This window comes from Streptomyces sp. NPDC029836 (assembly GCF_055574495.1).
Window position 1 is genome coordinate 61,751 of the sequence record NZ_JBVHZI010000021.1, and the last position, 18,460, is coordinate 80,210.

The window sequence follows — 18,460 nt, forward strand, 5'->3', positions numbered from 1 at the left end:
CACGCGTAGGGGGTGGGAACCATGAGATTCCGGCAGCCGGTGCAGACGCCCTGAACAGCTCACCCCGCCACGCTGCGCATCCTGCGCATCGTCGGCCTCCGCAACCTCTCTTCCCCCCTCCCAGGACTTCGCCGCCCACTGACATGGCGAGCCGCGGCGGCCAGGTCCAGCCGTCTGCCGAGGGGCGCAGTGTTGAAGTGGCGAAGCGGAAATCCGAACCTGCACAACAGCGATCTGGTGGGAGCCATGTTGGGGCGCGGCCCCCACCAGCGGTGTCAGCGGTGGCTGCTTGCGACCTTCCAGAGCGAGAGGTCGAGGTTGGTGGAGCACAGGACGTCCGGGGGCTCGACGGGTGGCGGTTCCACGGTTCGTGAAGGGAAGGGGATCACTTGTGCATCTTGTTCTCCCTGGGCGTCGTCCGCCTCCTGTCCGCCGGTGTGGTTCGCCACTTGCACCTGCGTCATCTGTTGGTGCCCCGCGAAGATCCCTCCCGGCTGTCGGGTCGCAGACGCGTCCTGCCTGCCGGTCTCCAGGTCAGGTGGGCTGGCGGCGAGTAGCAGGGATAGGAGAAGTCCGGCTGAGCGACTGGAGAGAATCTTCGCTGCTTGAAGGAGCCGGTGGCGTTGCGCGACGGGCAGGGACAGGGCCACGCAGCCGATTTCGCCGTCGATGACCAGTGGGATCGCTACACACACTTCTCCATCGGAGTACTCCAGGATGTCGAACTGGGCAGCGAGTGGGCCGTGGTGGTCCAAGTTGTGGAAGAGGGCAGCGCCATCGGTGATGGTGCGCGGAGTGAGCGCGATGGGCCGGTGCCTTGAGAGGTGGTCCATCCGTTGGTTGAAGTCGAGCTGGGAGAGCAGGCTCTTACCGACCGCGGTTGCGTGTGCTGCCGCCGTGAAGGCGACCCCCTGTTTGACGCCCGGGGTGCTTGGCCCGTCCGACCATCGGACGATGGACACTTCCCCCTGGCTGTACGTGCTGATGTACACGGCCGCGCCGACGGCGTCTCGCAGGCCCGCGAGGACCTGGTCGATGACCTTCCCGGGGCGGCCCGCTTCGGACAGCGCGATCAGTCGCAGCGCTGGCCCCGGTACGTACCCGCCGTCGGGCGTGCGCAAGGTCAGGTGCTGCTGATTCAGCCACACCAGCAGGCGTTGCATCACCGGCTGGGGAAGGCTGGTGGCCCAGGCGAGGTGCTTCTCGCCGACCGACCGGCCCGCGCCGGCGATGATCTGCAACACCTCAAGAACCCGCTGCGCGGACTGCCAACGCCGCAACGGCCGGCTGGCGGGTGGGACCTGCTGCGCCAGGTGCGTCAACGACGCGTGACGCAGCGGAGCCGCCGACCAGGCCGAGCCGACCTTCGGCTTCTGGTCCCATGGGGCTGCCCTGGATGGGACTACGACCGGCGCCGTGTCTGCGGGCAGGACATGCGGAACGGCTCCTGTACGCCGTGGCTGGGGGATACGGCCGGTGAACCTGCCTCGCTTGCGGAAGGTCGCCAAGAGAGTCCGTACATCGGCGATGAACTCACCGTCCTGCTCCGGGAGGGTGTCCTCGTGGTTGGCGAGGCCGATGTCGGCGAGGTCCCACCCGGCTTCCCGCAGAAGCGTCCGGGCGTCCTCGTGTCCCCAGCGGGCGGCACTCACGACGGTGGTGACGGCCTGCGGGGCGGAGTCCGGCCCGGACTGTCGCCACAAGGTCACCGCCAGCCGGAACGCCGCACCGGGATGGCTGTCCTCGCAAGCCCGCTTCAGCCAGTTCCTGGCCCGGTCCAGCTCACCGATCCGCAAGGCCTTCGATCCCAGCCTGTAGCAAGAGTTGGCGTGCAAACGTCGTTCAAGCTCCTCCCCCCTCCACACCTGCCTTGATCCCCAATCGCCTCCGGGCCGGTCCCAGAAGTCGGCTCCCTTCAACCCGGACAGCAGGGCGGCGAACGCGGAAGGCTCCGCCGCGCCGGTTTCGCCCCGATCGCTGTCGTTGCCGCTCACATCACTCACCTGTGTCCTCTTCCCGGCGCCGGGTCTTCCTGTGCCGATCGCGGATGTGGAGCTGAATCTGCTCGTCTTCCCTCAGCTCTGCTGCTGCCTTGGTCATCAGGGTCTGGATCCGAGCCGGCTCCCGGTTCATGCGCTCCGCGATGGCCTGGTCCTCCATGCCCTGGCTCCGCATCTCCGCAACGTCCTTGCGTTGTGTCCGCTTCATCCGCCTGATCGCAGGTATGACCAGGTCCTCAAGCGGGTCCACGGGGGTGTGCGGCACAAGGCCCGCGTAGTCGCCATGCAGGTCCGAGGTCCGACTGGGGCGCGCGACGAATACGCGCTCGCACTCCTGGAGCCCCGCCTCGTCGGCGGGCTCGGCCATCTTGTCGTAGGCGTCATTCGCCAGGTTGTTTGCGGTCTCCCTCGCGTACGGGAGCGGGTTGCGGTCCCGCTTCTCGGGATCCCGCTGCCACACGACATAGGTCCGCACGAGGGCCTCGTGCGCCAGGTCCTGCACTTGGGAGCGCAGCATCGGATGCCGCTTCCACAATTTGTCCGCGATAAGGCGGGTCCACTCCTCCGCGCGCAGCTCGAAGAGCGTTCGCGCGGCCTCCTGCCAGGGCAGCTCCTCCTCGTCCGGGCTGTCTACCACGGGCCACGCTCCGGCTCGCGGGCATCGGGGACAGGGCTGGCCATCAAGGTGGTCCAGACCGTCATCCGGCCGCCACCCGGCGTCTCGTGCCGCACGATGACGGACCAGCCGCAGCCGCACGCCGTACCGGGACCACGCCCGGCCGGGGCAAGAGCCTCCTCGCGTTCCACTCGCCCGCGAGGAGCCCTGACCCAGGCCCGGTACACGGCGAACACCACGGGGGTTACGCCGGCCACGGCCGAGATGAACCCGACCACGTCCAGGGCTGTCAATTCACGCTCCACATGTTCGTTCGGAGAGCAACGCATCCGCGTCACGTCTCTCTTACGGCGTGGAGGGCTTCAACTTTCCTGGCGCCCGAAAGTGATCGGACCCGACGGATCTCCTTCGATTTCCGTCCGCTATCGCCCGACAGTTGGAGCAGTGTGAAACCCGAGCACCCTGCTAGGGGCTCGCTCTCGGCGACGAGCTTGCGCACAGGATGTACCCATGCTCGAACCCGGCAGCGGCTTCAGTGGGGAGTAGTGAACAGTGAACGCGACCCCGGTCGAGCTGCTGTCATGGCTACCCCTGTCTGGACGTACCGGGCGAAGAGGGATTCCGCATCGACCGCCGAACTGGTTCAGCTCCTGGCAAGCAGGCAGCTAGGGTCCATACCAGTCCGCGCCGACATGGGTGCGTGGGTCAGGGCCGGTGCCCAGAGCGCTCTGGAGCAGTACGACCGGACCGTCTCGGCCCCCGGATTCCGCTGGAGCCCGGGGGCCGCAATGTGCCGGGGGCCGTGCCCGAATGACGATCCCCCCGGGGGTGGCTACATGTAGCCCCTGGCCGAGCTGCAGCAGGGGAATGAGGACGGCCGCGGCGTCGCACCGGTGGCACGCTTCGGCGCCGCGCCTGAGCATCGCATCCAGGGCTTCCTCGACCCCGAGTTCGGCCCCGCCACTGGCCGCCTCGGTCATCCAGTGCAAACACGAGAAGGACGGCTGAGGAAGGAAGCCCGCCGATACCCCGGACCTGCATGTCCTCAACGGCACGGGGCGGCAGGTCATGCTCACCAACGGCCGCATCACCGCCAACGCCGCCACATTCGCGAAGTCCCAGCGTCTCCACCTGGTCGACCGCCACCTCCTCGCCGAATGGGCCGCTGGCTCCCGCCCCCTGCGGGACCTCCGGCGCGCGCTTCCCCCGCCGACCGCCGAGAGGCTCCGTGAAGCGGGAACTCACCGAGGCGCAGAACCCGGTCGTCCTCTGCCCTTCGTCGAGGGGTAAGGATCAGGCCCGTTGCCCAGAGTGTTGGCCTGCGTTGTGGGGCAGCGTTTCCCGGCCATTCTTCCGGGGATGGCCGCGCAGGATCTGCGGCGGATCGGGCAGTGCGCGGTGAGTTGAGCTGGGGCAAGGGACGCTAGGGCGGCCGTAGAGGGGAGCCCGCTTCCGAGGCCTCTGCGGTGGGGTCGCTGCTCCGGGACGTAGCGCCACGCACTTCGGTACGCGCCCGCTCAATCGACTTGAAAGCGCTTGGCTGCCACCTGAGTTGGTGGCTACTTTACTCAGCGTTCGAACGTTCGAATCAAGCTTTTGGCGTGGTCGGGGGCGTGCAGGCGCCGCACTGCCCCTCGTCTCACGCTGTCCTGTCGTTTTCCTTGTCCGGGATTGGATTGGCATGAGCCTGAGCAACCGCAGAACAGTACGAGGTGCCGTGGTCGGCGTCGCCCTCCTCGGTCTGGCCGGCATCACTCCCGCCCACGCGGAGGGCAGCTGGAGCTCCAACATCAGTGGATGGACCCGCGGTGACGAGTCACGCCGTTGGGACGACCGGAACTCCGATGGCGTCAGCACCTCCGTCGGCTTCGGTGGCTGCGTCACCGACAGTGCCAACGGCTTCAACAACGCCACGCTGCAGTTGTGGAAGGACGTCTTCGGTCCGGACGAGGAGCAGGGCGTCCGGACGAACTACTGCAACAGCACGTACTGGGGCGACAAGGCCGCGGCGAAGTACTACTTCGAGCTGTGGGGGCTGGGATCCGGCCGCGTTCTGTCAGTGAACAGCGTCTACACCCAGTACTGATACACATCGAGTGACCGCCGCCTCAAGAGGTCTGCTGGGCAGGGTTCTTGAGGCGGCACGCTCGCAGTGGACCATCTACCAGCCGCCCCGCACGGCGGGGGCGGCGGATTGCGCACCCTCATGGCTTTGGTATTCGACGGCGTAGCCTTCCGGTACACGCGGAGGAACGACGTGTTCGACGGGTTCGACCTGCATCTGGACAGTCCCGCGACGGTTCTCCTGGGACCCAACGGCGCGGGTAAGTCGACGCTCATCGCGCTGGCCTCCTCGCAGCTGCGCCCCCGCGAGGGGAACCTGTGCTTCAAGGACCTCGATCCCGCCAAACGCCGGGAGCGGGCGGCGTTCCGCCGGCAGGTCGCCTGGATTCCCCAGCAGGTGACGCCGATGCCCGGGCTGACCGTCCGCGAGCAGGTCGCCTACGCGGGCTGGCTCAAGGGAATGTCCCGTGCCGCCGCCTGGCAGGCCTCCGAGCGTGCGCTGCAGCGCACGCAGCTGGGCAAGCTGGCGGACCGCAAGAGTCACCAGGTCTCCGGCGGCCAGCTGCGCCGTATGGGCATCGCGGGCGCCCTGACCCACCACAGCGAGCTGATCCTGATGGATGAGCCGACCGCCGGCCTCGACCCGCAGCAAAGGTCCGTGTTCCGCCGGCTCGTCGAGGAACTCACCGGGGACGTTCAGATCCTGGTCTCCACACACCAGACCGAAGACCTCTTCGACCTCTACAGCCAGGTCGTCGTCCTGGACGAGGGCACCGTCCGCTTCCAAGGGACCACCGCGCAGTTCCACCAGCTCGCCGACCACGGGGAATCACCCCGTGAGCATGCGGAGAGCGCCTACGCCCGCCTCGTCGGCAAGGAGGCCTGAGATGCTGGTGCGCACCATCGTCCGGTCCTCCTCGGCCACCTGGCTGTTGCCCCTGCTCGCCCTGTTTGTCGTGACGGCCCTGGGCGACGACCTCACCAGCTGGGTCACCCCGCTCTACTGGCCCTCCGCGACCGGCACCGCGACGTTCGCCCAGCCCTTCATCGCCGCCGCGTGCGCGGCGGCCGGAGCCTGGGAGGGCGCCCGGCTCCACCGGGGCCGGGTCTTCGACCAGGGGCCCGTCCGCTCCCCGCTCGCCATCACCCTTCCCGCTCTCGCCCCCGTCGTCGTGATGGGCGTGATCGCCCTCCTCGTCGCGTTCGCCACCGCCGCGGCGGCTGCGGATCTCGGCCTGGGGGTCCCGCACCTGGGCATCCTCGCCGTCTCGACGGCCATCCTCATCGCGAACACGCTCGCCGGCTGCGTCCTGGGACGCGTCCTGCCCGGTGTGCTCGCGGCCCCCCTTGCCCTGATCGTCGCCTTCATCGCCAACGCCTACCCGGCGTCCTGGTCCACCCGCTGGATCCGGCACATCGTGGCAAGCAGCCTCGACAACTGCTGCGCCGTCGACCAGGTCGTCGACCCCCGCGCACTGTGGAGCGGCGCCGTCTTCGCGATCGCCGTCAGCTGCGCCGCCCTGATCGTGATTCACTTCCGCGGCGTCCTCCCGGCGGCCGTGGCCGCGACCGTCCTTGCGGTCTCGGGCGCCGGCATCGCCGGATACCTCGCCCGGGACATCGACTACGACCCTGTCGTCGCCCGCCCAACCACCGAACTGGTCTGCGACGACGGCACGCCCAAGGTGTGCCTGTGGCCGGAGCTGACACCCCGAGCGGACATGATCACAACCGGAACCCGGGCTGCCACGGACCGTCTCGCCCAGGCCGGCCTCACCATCGCCCCGACCCTCACCATGGCCGCCGAACCCGGACCCGGAGAGACCAAACTCGGCATCCCCACGAAACCCACCCCCGGCGATCTCGCCGCGGGCGTCGCCTCCGGGTTCCTTCCCCGACCTCCCGCCTGCGCCCTCAACGGCGATCCCTACCCCGCAGGGGTCGCGCAAGGCCCGCTCGCCGCCTGGCTCTACGCCACCGCCAGTGGAGAAACCCGCCCCACCGAGGGGCGCTTCGACCCGCGCGACGTCGCCTTCGTCACCGAGAAGGTCCTCAGCCGGCCCAAGGACGTCCAGCTCGACTGGTACAAGCGCAACGCCGCCGCCATGGCCAACTGCACCGACAAGCCCCCGATCGCCCTCACCGCCGGGAACGGCCAGTGATCTGGTGGTGCAAGGCCCGCGCCGTCCCTGCCCTTGCGGCGACACTCCTCGCCACCATCGCCCTCGGACTCCTGATCGGCGACGCCCAACTCCCCGTCCCAGCATTGACGGGAGCATCCGGCGACTTCCTCATCGGGCACCTGATCACCCTGGCCCCGGCGATCGTCCTCCTCTACGGCATGGGCCGCGGCGACCTCGCCACCGAAACGGTCGCGAGCCGACCCCTGCGCACCTGGGACACCGCCCTCGCCGGGACCATCGGCCTCCTCGGCCTGAGCACCGCGGTGATCAGCCGCCTCGCCGACGCCGACGGCCTCACCACCGTCCTGGGACGCAACCTCGCCGGCTACACCGCCCTCGCCCTCCTCCTCCACCCCCTCCTCGGGCAGCGCCTCTCCACCTCGGCCCTCGCCTGCGTCCCCCTCATCTGCGCCGCCACCGGCTGGGCAAGCAACGGCGACCCCGAGCACTGGGCCTGGATCCTCCACCCCGCCGACTCCCTCCCCGCCCTGCTCCTCGTCACCGCCCTGCTCCCGGCAGGCATGGCGTTCGCACTGATGTGGCGCCGCCCGCCCCTGACCATCCGGGGCCTGTAGCGCGCCACGCCCGGACCCGGCCTCCCAACAGGAGGCCGTCGCACCCCATGAAGGAGAAACGTGCACCACATACGCAAGCGCGTCATCCACGGCGCCGTCGCCGCGGCCGTCCTGACCCTGACCGCCGGTATCGCCCCCGCCCACGCAGAGGGCTACTTCACCTCCAGCCTCTCGAACTTCACCGACGGCGATGAGTCCCGCCGCTGGGCCGACAAGAACACGGACGGCACCAGCACCGCCGTCGCCCTGTGGGGCTGCAGTGGATCGCCCCACATGTCGACCGGATTCCGCCTCGAGGTCTGGAAGGACGTCTTCGGACCGGACGAGGGCAAGGGCTCCAAGCAGAACAGCTGCAACACCAACTACTGGGGCGACCTCGCCGCAGGCAGCTACTACTTCGAGACGCAACTGCCCGGCGGCTTCTCCGTGTCAGCGAGCGGCGTGCGCGTCGACTACTAGACGCCCAGCCTGAGCAGCGCCCGGGGGTGGGCTCGCGAAGCAAACGATCCCGCGAGCCCGCCCCCGGGCGACGAGGCAGTGGCCATCGCCAGCTCGTAGTCGTCCGGGTGCTGCCTCAGGGTGGTCGGGTCGGCCCGCCTTGAACAGGATGGGGCGCAGCGCAGCGATCAACTCGGCACTGGGTGGTGGGGCCTGGGCGACCCGGCGGTGAATGTGCCCGTGCATTCGTCGCCCAATCGGGTCTCCTTTCACGTGGCGGTTGCGCTGGCTCGCCCGACTGCGAGCCTCGGCGAAGTGGGGGCCAGCGGTCGGGCATGGGTCCAGGAAGCCAGTCAGAGCGCTGTCTCGTAGACGACGGTGGTGTTCGGGCAGTCTTCGGCGATGCCGAGCAGGGCCTGGCGTTCGGCGTCGTCGGCCGCGAGGGTCCACCGGAGTTTGGTGGCGGTCCACTGCGCCGCGTACTCGCAGTGGTAGCCGCCCGCCGGGGGAAGCCACTGCGCCGGGTCCTTGTCGGCCTTGGACCGGTTCGACTTCGCGGTGACCGCGATCAGCGTCAGCGGGGACGCCTGGTCGTTCGCGTACGCCTCGCGCCGGGCCGCGTCCCACCCGAAGCCACCCGAGTCGTGAACCTCGGCCAAGGGTACGAAATGGTCTACGTCAAGACCCGCGGCGTCCGTCACGACGACGTCGTCGTAGGGGCTCAGCCACGATCCGCCCGACATCTTGCAGCCCGCAGCGACCTGCGGAGCCTCGACGGCCTCGGACAGGATGACCTCGCGGCGGGTGTCACAGCCGTCGGTGGCGTTCAGCCCGCGGTTCCAGTGCTTGTACAGGTCCCGCTTGTAGCCCTCGCGCTGCTCATCGGCGACCGTGATCCGGTCGATCGCCTCGGACAACGGCAACGGCGCTCGGACTCCGGGAGTCCCGGCGATACCGAACGCAGCGGGGACGGATGCCTGGGCGTGGGCCGCGTGCGCGGCGGGTGCGGTGGCGAGAAGGGGCAGGGCGGCGAGCGCGAGCGCGGGCAGACCACGCTGCAGCAGGTTCTTGATCACGCACTGGGTTGTAGCGGCGCCGAGACCCGATGGACAGGCGCTGGGGCTCCAACTCACCCGCGCGGCCGCCCTCAATCACCGCAGAAACGATCACACATGGGGCAGACGAACGCGGGGGCCCGGACACTGTCAGCTGAACCCCATCTCGGGCTGGCCCCAGGGAGTCGGGGGCTTTGCCATGCGGTTCTGCTGCCAGCGTGCCAATCCTGCGGCAGCCGTCGGACCGGCCCTCGAAGCCGGGTACGTCTTCCGCGGTGACGTCCAGGCGCAGCCGGTTGAACCACAGCGGGTGACGGAAACCGCCCCGCGGCTGGCACACCGCACTCCGCCCGGGCGGCAGAATCACGCGTGTCAGCGCGGGCGGCGGGTGTGCTTCGGGTTATCAACGTTGCCGCCGCACTTCTGCTGTGCGCGTGCCAAGGCCTCCCTGGACACCGGGCCTCCCCGCACGGGGAACTTGTACCTGCGACTCGCTCGGCTCGGCCTGCTGGCCGGGCCGGGCGGGGTACTGAGCGCGGGATCCAGCCAGGTCCAACATATTCGTGCCATTACCGCCCAACCCACCTCCAACGTTCCTGACACCCGGCTACACAGAAGGCTGCGGGTAGCGTTTTGCCTACCCTGCGTGGTGATGGCCGGTGGGGAGGTTTGGCGGTTGCTGACCATCAACGTGGCGGTGCTGCTCGCAGTCATCGTCTTTTTTCGGCTGCGACGGCGCACTGAATCCCGTAGCCGTTTCGACGAGAAGATGACCGTGGTCATCGTTTTGGCCCTTGGAGTCCTGCTCGCTCCCACCCCGGTCGGCCAGGGAATCCTGAACGTCCTGGGCCAGCTCGCGAGTGGCGTCGCGCAGGCCAGCCGATGAGCCCGCGCGCCCGCAAAGGCCGGGCGACGGCCAGGCGCCCGCCAGTGCGGCGGCGTACGCGCAGGCCGAGCAAGCGACAACAGCGCGCGGAGGACCGACTGCTCGGGGTCCTCGTGGCCGGGGTCGCCGCCGTCGCCTTGGCGGGAGCCTTGATCAACTGGCTGTTGGCCCACGTTGCGACGCCGCCCTTTCAGGTGATCTTCGGCCTGATACCCGTGGAGGTACCGGTGCGCAGCGCGGCGTCCCAGTCGATCCGAATCTGTCGGCGCCGTTGCCCCGGCGGATCCGACCACGCCAAGGAGGTCGGGCCGCTTCGCGGGGTGGATCCGGCCATCGCGGGGGAACGGCAGAACGCCTCGATGCGGCAACTGTCCCGTCGCGCATTCCTTGATCGAGCAGGCCCACGTGCAGCGGCACCGTCTGGCTTCTTTGATCGAGGGCCGGCGCGACGGTGCCTGCCCCTGCCGAGCGTGCTGGGCCCGCCTCATCCATCTGTCGCGCTACACCGCAGCAGCCGCGCTCGAACTTCTTGCCGCATCACCTGAACGGGCGCCTCGTCGGCGGGACACGCAACTGAAGCCCACCTCGGGCCAAGCAGTGTAAGTACTCACTGAACATGGGCTTCAGGCCGAACACCCACTACCGGAGGCAAATACGTAACGACATAATCAACTCACTTTCAGTAACTCTCGGGAGGGTGTGTGCTCAAGACGTGGCGCGAGGAGTACCGAGCCAACCAAGCGACGAAACGGCAGATCGAACTGGAACGGTGGGAGCAGGAAAAGAAGTGGCGTGAGGAAGACCGTGCGGCGCGGGAGAAGGCGCTCGCGGCGAACGCCGCCGGGGCGGAAGAGCACAACGAGAACATCCGGGCGGCCACGGGGGTTTCCTATCTGACCCTGGCCTGCCACGAGGACACCTGGACCTTCATGGCTGCCCGTGCCTTCGGCCAGTGGAAGCCGTCATGGACCCAGAGCACCCGCATGTTCGGTGCCGGGGACCAACCGCACCACCCGAACATCGTGGAGGAGGGACGATTCACCGTCGACCCGAATCTTCCCAAGGGCCGGATCCGCAAGATCGCCGACCACCAGGGGATGCAGGAGATCCTCCTGTCCGGTCACAACCTGGCCCAGCTGCTCAACGTCCTGCACGAAGGCACGAAGGACGATGACGTCGCGCTCTCAGCCCGCTGCAACCGCTTGTACAACAAGCTCGTGGAGTTCGTAGAACTGCTTGACCCGGAAGCCGAGGCTGGGCAGACGACCGGCGTACGGTACAGGATCGACGACAGCGTAGACAGCACGCACGTCAAGAAGTCTTAGCCCAGCCCACTGCGCTCGGACCCCGTGCCCGGGAGGCCGTCGGCATGCTCCGCGGCCGCGGTCCCGCCAGCGCGGCTCCCTTGGTGGACCGGCGGGAGCGGTGACAGCGGCTAGTGATGAAAGAGGCTCTCACCAGGTCAGCGGCCGTGCCAGAGGCCCAGCCGCTGATCGGCTCCCGCGTAGGTGCGGCGCGTCGTAACTGCAATGGAGCGACCACGCACTGACCCAGAAGGCGAGGCTGCGCCCTGGCCGGTGGCGCCTGCGGCCATCGGCGAAGGGGTGCGGGGGCATCGGCGTTCACGAACCCGCCAAGATGAAATCCGTGCGAGCGGCCGTGGGTCTAGGCGCCACGACGAGGGCTGCCTCCATCGTGTGAGGGCGCACGGTACTGGCCGCAGCATCGGGGCCGGTACTCGGCCAACGGTGCCCCTGTTCCTGGCGCCAGTCCAGCGACATGGATCAGAGAAAGCACAGGCTCAGTGATCGAGCTGATGCAGCCACCGGACGCCGCCACGCCCAGCGTCATCACAACCCCGTCCGGCCGGGTCCGACGCCCGGGTCGTCCCCTTTGCCACCGTTCTTCGGCCTCACTGGCCATCCATCGACCTGACATGCCCAAATCTGCAGCGGGCCAGGCATGCGGCCGTACTTAGGATCGCCCGACGCCTGGCCGCCCCTACGCTACTCCGCATCCTCAGCGACGGAATTATTCGCAGCAGCCTGAGCCCACCAGTTGAGGATGCATGTTTGCGCGATGTGCGCGAAGAGGTGCAGATACATGGGTAGATCCTTCTGCACCCATGCCGCGTTACCCTTCGCTGCTCCGAGGACAGTGGGTCGCTCTTCGAATACTCCGCCCAAATCGTCAGGCCTTTGACACATGGGCCACGGGAAGGGGACCCCTGCATGCAGCCTCTTGGAGCGATAGGTGTAGATGATGCCGACTTGCTTGCGAAGACGAGACCAGTCGATCTGCGCATAGTCCGGCGGACGAAGGGCGGGGGGACCCGGGGCATGGATGGTTACAAAGTTCAGAAATCGCGCAGTGGCCTTCACGATGGGAGAAAGAATTGAGGCGACCCTGTCCAGATGGTCGGGACCTCCGTTTGAAAGCAGTTCCTGCGCCAGATCCTCCATCTCTTCGAGGAGGACGGCCGCCGGCTCCTTGGCGTCGATCGCATCAAATCCCGCGATCACCTCCAAGGAGGAGACCAGGAGAAGCCACGCCATCTCGGGGTCTTGATCGGCGGTCCACAGGGCGTCTCGAAACTGGCGAGCAGCCCTGACCAGTACTACTGCCTGCTGCCTTGACAGGTTGAAGTACCTTTCCATCCATTCAGGCAAGGGCGCCAAGTCGAACACCGCCGCCGTGGGTAGAATGGAGCGATTTTTCGGAACCCAATCCGGGGCCTGATGGGTACTGAAATTTGCACTTCCTCCCGGATTACCCGCCTCGAAATTCCGCACCACTCCACCGGATCGAATCCGGATTCCCAGGATCACGGAGACGAGGCACGCAATTTCATCATCAATCGACAGATTCAACCAAGCTTCGGTGTCCGTTTTATCCATCGGTTGAATATCAAATTCCGGAATGTGGTCGTCGATTCGGAGCGTCATAATGGGACCCATGTGTCCCAATTCGAAAGATCCAGGGCATGTGGTGAACGAGAATGGGGCGATGGAGGTCTTGAGGTTGCCTCTGACCCCGAAAACATCAGAGTGGAGCAAATACTCGGCGCCACGCTCACTGGGAAATCCACGCTTCGCGAACTGATGGGAAAGCCAACTCCATGGGGCTGAGACATTTTCCGTTGCGATCTCTTCAGGATTCAACGTGCACCCCTGTCTGTCGAGAGATTGATCGATCGGCGCAGGCCCTACCCGGGGTTTGCTCGGCTGCGAACAGGCGGTATGGGCCATCGTCGTTGAAATTTATTGGCTGGGTCTGCGAAGTCCCTTGCCCTGCCGATGGATCCGGGAAGGTGAAGGTCTCCTATCTACGCGCCTGCCGATCCTGAACGAGTCGCTGCCAGCGCTGGCGGACAGTATCGGGGCCATCGAGCCAGGCCACGTCTGACGGTGTGGTCAGCGGCAGGTCGGCCATGTAGTGGGCGACGTCGACGTAGTAGGCGTAGTCGCCGCGTTCGGCGAGCTGGCGGAGCCGGTCGATGACGGTGCGGACCTTGTCGTGTTCTCCGAGGGCGGCGTGGTGCAGGGCGAGGGCGAGCTCGAGGACGGCTTCGGCCGCAGTGATTCCTGCAGCGTGGATCTCGACGCGTAGCGACCGGGCGCTGTCGAGGCTGGTGAGGGTGCCGGCTTCGCGGGCAAGGGCGGCGACCCTAATGGTGAGAGCGGTAGCGCGCTGGTCGAGTCCGGCCAGGAGCTGCTCGGCGAGGAGAACTTCGTCATCGGCTCGGACCGGGTCGGTGAAGGCGTACGCGAGCGCGAGGTTGGTTTGGGCGATGGCCTGCTCGCCGGCGTTGCCGTGCTCTTCGGCTTCGGTGCGGGCGGCGATGAAGGCGTCGGCGGCCTGGGTCATGTCGCCGTGAGCGAAGTGGATGTCGCCGAGCACGCGGTTGCCGCGCCCGGGCCAGCCCAGGGTGTGCGCGGTGGACAGGGCCAGGGGGAAGTTGCCGGTGGCGCGGGCGAGGTGGGCGAGTCCGCGGGCGGCATCAGGAGCCAGGCGGCCGCCGCCGTCGGCGACTTGACGCATGCCGTCGCGGGATTCGCTGCTCTGGCCGAGGTCGCGATGCGCCTTGGCCCGGTAGTAGAGGGCCATCTCGTTGAGTTCGGCGGGCAGCAGACCGGTGTCGATGACGTGGGTGAGGCGGGAGGCGGTCACGGACCGGTGCTCGTGCTGGCGGCGGGCGAGAGCGGCCAGGAGTTCGGCCAGGGCGTCGGCGCTGGTGGCGAGCTCGTCCTCGCGGTCGTCCCGGATGGGCAGGGGCAGGGGCTCCCACACGTAGTCATCGGTGTAGGCCCAGGCGGCGTCGGTGAGCCAGTCCAGGTCGAGGCGGTGGTCGCGGGCCATGGCGAGGCCCTGCCGCAGGCAGCCGACGAGCAGGCGCCGGTCCGGGCCGTCACCGGCCTGCCACTGCTCGCCGAGCGCGGTCAGGGCGCGGGCGGCGGCCTGTTGCCAGTCGCCGTCGGTCCAGCGGTCGTCGGTGGCGTCGTCGGCGGTGCGCAGGGTGGAGCGGATGAGGGCGTGTAGGTGGTGGGGCCACAGCGCGAAGGGGTCGTTGCGGACGAAGGGCCGTTCCACCAGGCGGGCAGCCGCGGACAGGTGGGGCAGGCCGGCCGTCGCGGTGGCCAGGGGGAGGTCGAAGGCGTCCAGCAGGCTGACGGCGCGCAGGAGGTGGCGTTCGTCGGGGGTGAGGTCGGCCAGGGTGCGGGTGAGGAGGGCCGGGAAGTCGGTGCCGAAGTCCGCGGGGGAGGGCGTGCGGCCGGTGCGGCGCAGTTCGAGGAAGCGCAGGACGGCGAGGTCGAGGTAGAGCGGGAGGCCATGGGAGCGTTCGGCGATCACCGTGCGCAGGCCTGCGTCGATGAGGGGCTGGCCGTCGCGGGTCAGACGCCGGGCGAGGTAATCGGTGCAGTCCTCGGGGGAGAAGTCGCCGATGAGGACCTGGCGGCCGGTCCCGGTGGGGGTGCCTGCAATGCGGGGGCCGGGAACGGCCTGTCCGACGAGCCCGGGCCAGGCGGTGGGGCCGGTCCAGTCCAGCTGGCCCTCCAGTGCGGGGTCGGCCCATTGCAGGCGGCCGCGGCCGGTGACGATGAAGAACGCGTTGGGCATCAGCCACACCAGTCGCTGCAGGAGTCGTTCGAGGTCGCGGTGGGTGCGGGTGCCGGTGTCCTCGAAGGTGTCCAACAGGATGACCGGGACGACGGCCTGGTCGTCGGGGAGCTGGGCGAGCTCCCAGGCCAGCAGGTGCGGGTAGTAGGAGAGCGCGTCGACGTCGGGCTCGACGTCCAGCAGGTCGGCCAGCCGGGCGCAGCCGGCCAGGGCCCGGACGGTCTGGCGTCGCTCGCGGATTGCGGTGGTCAGGGCGCCGGTGAGGGCGCCGACTGCGCTGCCGACGGTGCCGGGCAGCAGCAGGGCCTGGGCGACATCCGCGAGCGCGGACTGCATCTGCTGCGGCAGGGCCTTGCCGAACTTCGCGGCGAGCCCGCCGCGGCGCAGATACTCCTCCAACGGTTCGCCGGGGTGCTGATGCTCCCAGTAGCGGCGCAGCGCGATATCGAAGGCGGGCAAGGGCCGGTTCAGGTAGGCGGCCAGGGCGAGACGGATGGTGAGGACGACGCGTTCGAAGTCGACGCCGGCGGACCGGGCGAGGTCGATCCGGATCGGCAGGAGCGTTGGCCGGGCGGGCCAGACGGGCTCGCCCCAGCGGGCCGGACGCCCTTCGGCGCCGGCGAGTGCCGCCTCCAGGGTCCGCGACAGCGTCGTCTTCCCGATGCCCCCGACTCCGTGCATGACCAGGATATTGTTCCGAGGCGCTTCGAGATCCTCCACCGTGAAGCCGGGGGCGGTGATACGGGCCAAGTGCTCGACCAGGGCGGCCTGGACGATCTGCCACTGCCCCTGCCGGTTCGTGAACGCCTCACCGGCCTCCACCTGCCGGTCGTTGGTACTGAACAGCGCACGCAGATCCCGTCCCGCCATGGCTCCCCCTGGTGATCGTCTTCTGTCCCTCAATCTATTCCCGTCCTGGAGGCCGTGAAGGTGTGTCAGGGAGAATTGGCTGGTCAAGTACGCCAGCATGACCAAGGTGGTACGCCGTGACCGGCTCCCTCATTCCCGAAGACCCCACGCCCCAGCCGCTCCACCAGCCTGGTGGAGACGCAGAGCAGGCCGAGCGGGCGGTGAAGGGGGTGATCCGCTGGTACAACGCCCGCCTCACCGAGGCCCGCGACGGCGGCCTGGACGAGGAGACCATCGAAGCGCTGAGGTCAGGGCGGGAACAGGCCGTGGACGACCTGGACCGCCTTGAGGACGCCGACGAGGACACCACGGTGCAGATTGCCGTGGCCTACGCCGCCCGCCTCAAGGAACTCAGCGGCAGCTGACTCAGCCAACTACAGGCAGCAGGACCATGCTGGTGAACCACCAGTTGGGCCTCCTTCTGGCTGAGGGTGCCATGGAAGACGTAGTCGCGCGTGTCGTATCAGGTGGCGACGGCCCGGTGATGTGCCGGTTGATGGTCCGTTCGACTGCGTTGCGGCGCTTGTAAAGCTCACTCGAGGCTGGTGGGTCTCCGCCCTCGCTGCTGCGGCATTTATAAAGCCACACGCCCGGCCGCCGCCGGAGGCGCCCTCGTCACCCGGTCCAGGCACCGGTACGAAGCTGCCGCCCCGAACCGGGACGGCAGCTTCGTACCGGCAGGCCACGCGCCAACGCGGTCACTGCCCGAATCTCTGGTCCTACGGTTGCAGCCGGTAGCAGTCAGAGGGATCGATGATTGCCTCGGCAACCAGCCCCGCCACCATCTCCCTTCCTGCCCAAGATCTCAACCCGGTCTGAACACCCATGAGCCAAAACGGCCTCGGAGGCCTGCGCAGCCAGCCGAACGCCGAGGGAGCGGGCACCGAACTGCGGGGAACGCCCGCGAGCCAATCCGAGCAGGCAGAACACCCCTGCCGAAGTGCGCCCTGGCACTCTGCCACAGGCTCTCTCGCCGGTCCTGTAGCGTGCCGTCCCGGAAGCGCCAACTTCCCTTTTCCAGAAAGTACTTGCAGCCGGAACCAGTAGCTGACGCTCTGCCGTCCGCACTTTGTACCCAGTCAGAAGGACATGCCGACATGCCCACGAATGGACTCGCATCCTCGCCCGGCGAACGGGCCGCCTCCGGCCGCCAAGGATCCGAGCAGCGCCATCTGCCCTGAGGTTCCCCCGAGATGCGGAGGGTGGTGACAACGGGTCAGATGGGTTTCATGAGAGGAACTCTGACCATGGCTGCGCCGAGGAAGTACCCGCAGGAGTTGCGTGATCGTGCTGTGCGGATGTACCGCTCCGCCGATCCGAAGCCGCAGATCAAGCGACTGGCCACTGATCTCGGGGTGCACCCCGAAGCCCTGCGTGGCTGGATCCGCCAGGCCGAGGCAGATGCCGGTGAGCGGGACGACCGGCCGACCACCGCTGAGCGCGAGGAGCTCGCGGCCTTGCGTAAGGAGAACGCCCAGCTCAAGCGGGCGAACGAGATCCTGCGAACGGCCTCGGCTTTTTTCGCGGCCCAGCTCGACCCGACCCGGCCCAGGTGACGGCGCTCTTCGACGAGCACCCGCATCTGGAGGTCGAGCCCACCCTCCGGGAACTGCACATCGCCTCCTCCACCTTCCACCGCTGGCGCCGCGCTCAGAAGGAGCCGTGCGAACGGCTCCGCCGGGACGCCGAGCTCACCGATCAGATCCGGCGGATCCATTCCGATTCCCGCGGGATCTACGGCTCGCCGCGCGTCCACGCCGTCCTGCGACGCGAGGGCACCCGCGTGGGCCGCAAGCGCGTCGAGCGTCTGATGCGCGAGGACGGGCTCGCGGGCGTCAGCCCGCGCCGGGGCGCCTTCACGCGCCGGGATCCGAAGGCCACCCCGGCCCCGGACCTGGTCGAGCGGGACTTCACCGCGCCCGCCCCGAACCGGCTATGGGTCACCGACCTCACCATGATCAGCACCGGCGAGGGGCCCTTGTGGCTCTCCGCGATCCGCGACGCGTTCTCCCGCCGCGTGGTCGCCTGGGAGACCTCCGCCCGTGCGGACGCCGACCTGGTCCTGTCCTCACTGGAGTACGCGCTGGCCAGCCGGGAGGTGGAGCCCGGCAAACTGATCCATCACGCCGACCACGGCTGTCAATACACGTCCGTGAAGCTCACAACACGGCTGGTGCGTGCGGGAATTGATGCATCGATGGGGTCAGTTGGAGACTCATACGATAACGCCCTCGCGGAGAATCTCTGGATGATCATCAAGACCGAGTGCGTCCGAGGCCGCGTCTTCGCCACACGGGCCGAGGCGAACCTGGCGCTCTTCGAGTACATCGACGGCTTCTACAACAGCCGGCGCATCCAGAAGCGGCTCGGCTACCTCAGCCCCATCGAGTTCGAGGAGAAGCACTACGCCGACCAGGCGCCGACCGAACAAGCGAACCTGAACACCCGTCAACCCGCCCTGACCAGCTGATCAGCATCTCCCGCACACCGGGGGAACCTCACCCCTGCCGTACGTCGCGGGCCTGGTCTCGTTTCCCGTGTTGGGGACGGTCCTGGCCCTGGCGGGCTTGCCTACAACCGAGATTGTCTCCCTTCTTGCGTCCTGCGCGGCTCTCG

At 68.2% G+C, this 18,460-nt stretch carries 15 protein-coding genes; 10 read left to right on the plus strand and 5 right to left on the minus strand.

Annotated features, from left to right (window positions below; genetic code table 11):
- Positions 1-275: 275 nt before the first annotated feature.
- A complete protein-coding gene (locus tag ACZ4XJ_RS34520) occupies positions 276-1,994 on the minus strand; it encodes an IclR family transcriptional regulator domain-containing protein (protein ID WP_468498518.1) in 1,719 nt (572 codons plus the stop codon).
- Position 1,995: 1 nt separating this feature from the next.
- Positions 1,996-2,637 (minus strand): hypothetical protein, encoded by a 642-nt coding sequence (locus ACZ4XJ_RS34525; protein ID WP_468498519.1) that lies wholly within the window; start codon positions 2,635-2,637, stop codon positions 1,996-1,998.
- A 1,660-nt stretch (positions 2,638-4,297) separates the two neighbouring features.
- Here ACZ4XJ_RS34525 and ACZ4XJ_RS34530 point away from each other — a divergent pair.
- The 5 genes from ACZ4XJ_RS34530 (at position 4,298) to ACZ4XJ_RS34550 (ending at position 7,897) form a co-directional block, all read left to right on the plus strand.
- Entirely contained in the window at positions 4,298-4,702 is a 405-nt protein-coding gene (locus tag ACZ4XJ_RS34530) for a hypothetical protein (protein WP_468498520.1), read from the plus strand.
- 171 nt (positions 4,703-4,873) lie between these two features.
- Positions 4,874-5,566: an ATP-binding cassette domain-containing protein gene (locus ACZ4XJ_RS34535; RefSeq protein WP_468498521.1), complete on the plus strand. Its 693-nt coding sequence runs from the start codon at positions 4,874-4,876 to the stop codon at positions 5,564-5,566.
- A 1-nt stretch (position 5,567) separates the two neighbouring features.
- Complete coding sequence (locus ACZ4XJ_RS34540; RefSeq protein WP_468498522.1) at positions 5,568-6,842, plus strand: DUF7224 domain-containing protein; 1,275 nt, start codon at positions 5,568-5,570, stop codon at positions 6,840-6,842.
- Complete coding sequence (locus ACZ4XJ_RS34545) at positions 6,839-7,438, plus strand: hypothetical protein (protein WP_468498523.1); 600 nt, start codon at positions 6,839-6,841, stop codon at positions 7,436-7,438. The genes ACZ4XJ_RS34540 and ACZ4XJ_RS34545 overlap by 4 nt, the downstream gene beginning before the upstream one ends.
- A gap of 60 nt (positions 7,439-7,498) precedes the next feature.
- Positions 7,499-7,897 (plus strand): hypothetical protein, encoded by a 399-nt coding sequence (locus tag ACZ4XJ_RS34550; RefSeq protein ID WP_468498524.1) that lies wholly within the window; start codon positions 7,499-7,501, stop codon positions 7,895-7,897.
- A gap of 332 nt (positions 7,898-8,229) precedes the next feature.
- Here the strand turns inward: ACZ4XJ_RS34550 and ACZ4XJ_RS34555 are convergent, their stop codons facing one another.
- Positions 8,230-8,952, minus strand: coding sequence for an HNH endonuclease family protein (locus ACZ4XJ_RS34555; RefSeq protein WP_468498525.1), 723 nt, complete (start codon positions 8,950-8,952; stop codon positions 8,230-8,232).
- A 655-nt stretch (positions 8,953-9,607) separates the two neighbouring features.
- On the opposite strand from ACZ4XJ_RS34555, the gene ACZ4XJ_RS34560 reads away from it, so the two are divergent.
- Entirely contained in the window at positions 9,608-9,817 is a 210-nt protein-coding gene (locus tag ACZ4XJ_RS34560) for a hypothetical protein (RefSeq protein ID WP_468498526.1), read from the plus strand.
- A 701-nt stretch (positions 9,818-10,518) separates the two neighbouring features.
- The gene (locus ACZ4XJ_RS34565; protein ID WP_468498527.1) at positions 10,519-11,142 is read left to right on the plus strand and encodes a hypothetical protein; all 624 of its coding nucleotides are present in this window, start codon (positions 10,519-10,521) and stop codon (positions 11,140-11,142) included.
- 681 nt (positions 11,143-11,823) lie between these two features.
- Here the strand turns inward: ACZ4XJ_RS34565 and ACZ4XJ_RS34570 are convergent.
- On the minus strand, positions 11,824-12,762 hold the full coding sequence (locus ACZ4XJ_RS34570; protein WP_468498528.1) for a hypothetical protein: 939 nt from the start codon (positions 12,760-12,762) through the stop codon (positions 11,824-11,826).
- Between the two features lie 376 nt (positions 12,763-13,138).
- Positions 13,139-15,805 (minus strand): ATP/GTP-binding protein, encoded by a 2,667-nt coding sequence (locus tag ACZ4XJ_RS34575; RefSeq protein ID WP_468498529.1) that lies wholly within the window; start codon positions 15,803-15,805, stop codon positions 13,139-13,141.
- Between the two features lie 116 nt (positions 15,806-15,921).
- On the opposite strand from ACZ4XJ_RS34575, the gene ACZ4XJ_RS34580 reads away from it, so the two are divergent.
- The 3 genes from ACZ4XJ_RS34580 (at position 15,922) to ACZ4XJ_RS34590 (ending at position 18,314) form a co-directional block, all read left to right on the plus strand.
- The gene (locus ACZ4XJ_RS34580; protein ID WP_468498530.1) at positions 15,922-16,209 is read left to right on the plus strand and encodes a hypothetical protein; all 288 of its coding nucleotides are present in this window, start codon (positions 15,922-15,924) and stop codon (positions 16,207-16,209) included.
- A gap of 882 nt (positions 16,210-17,091) precedes the next feature.
- On the plus strand, positions 17,092-17,400 hold the full coding sequence (locus tag ACZ4XJ_RS34585) for a transposase (RefSeq protein WP_468498531.1): 309 nt from the start codon (positions 17,092-17,094) through the stop codon (positions 17,398-17,400).
- A complete protein-coding gene (locus tag ACZ4XJ_RS34590; protein WP_468498532.1) occupies positions 17,397-18,314 on the plus strand; it encodes an IS3 family transposase in 918 nt (305 codons plus the stop codon). The genes ACZ4XJ_RS34585 and ACZ4XJ_RS34590 overlap by 4 nt, the downstream gene beginning before the upstream one ends.
- Positions 18,315-18,460 lie beyond the last annotated feature (146 nt).

Excerpts from the sequence above, each read along its gene's own strand:
- ACZ4XJ_RS34530 (WP_468498520.1), top strand. The coding sequence starts at position 4,298 with ATGAGCCTGAGCAACCGCAGAACAGTACGAGGTGCCGTGGTCGGCGTC.
- ACZ4XJ_RS34540 (WP_468498522.1), top strand. The coding sequence starts at position 5,568 with ATGCTGGTGCGCACCATCGTCCGGTCCTCCTCGGCCACCTGGCTGTTG.
- ACZ4XJ_RS34570 (WP_468498528.1), bottom strand. The coding sequence starts at position 12,762 with ATGACGCTCCGAATCGACGACCACATTCCGGAATTTGATATTCAACCG.
- ACZ4XJ_RS34575 (WP_468498529.1), bottom strand. The coding sequence starts at position 15,805 with ATGGCGGGACGGGATCTGCGTGCGCTGTTCAGTACCAACGACCGGCAG.
- ACZ4XJ_RS34585 (WP_468498531.1), top strand. The coding sequence starts at position 17,092 with ATGGCTGCGCCGAGGAAGTACCCGCAGGAGTTGCGTGATCGTGCTGTG.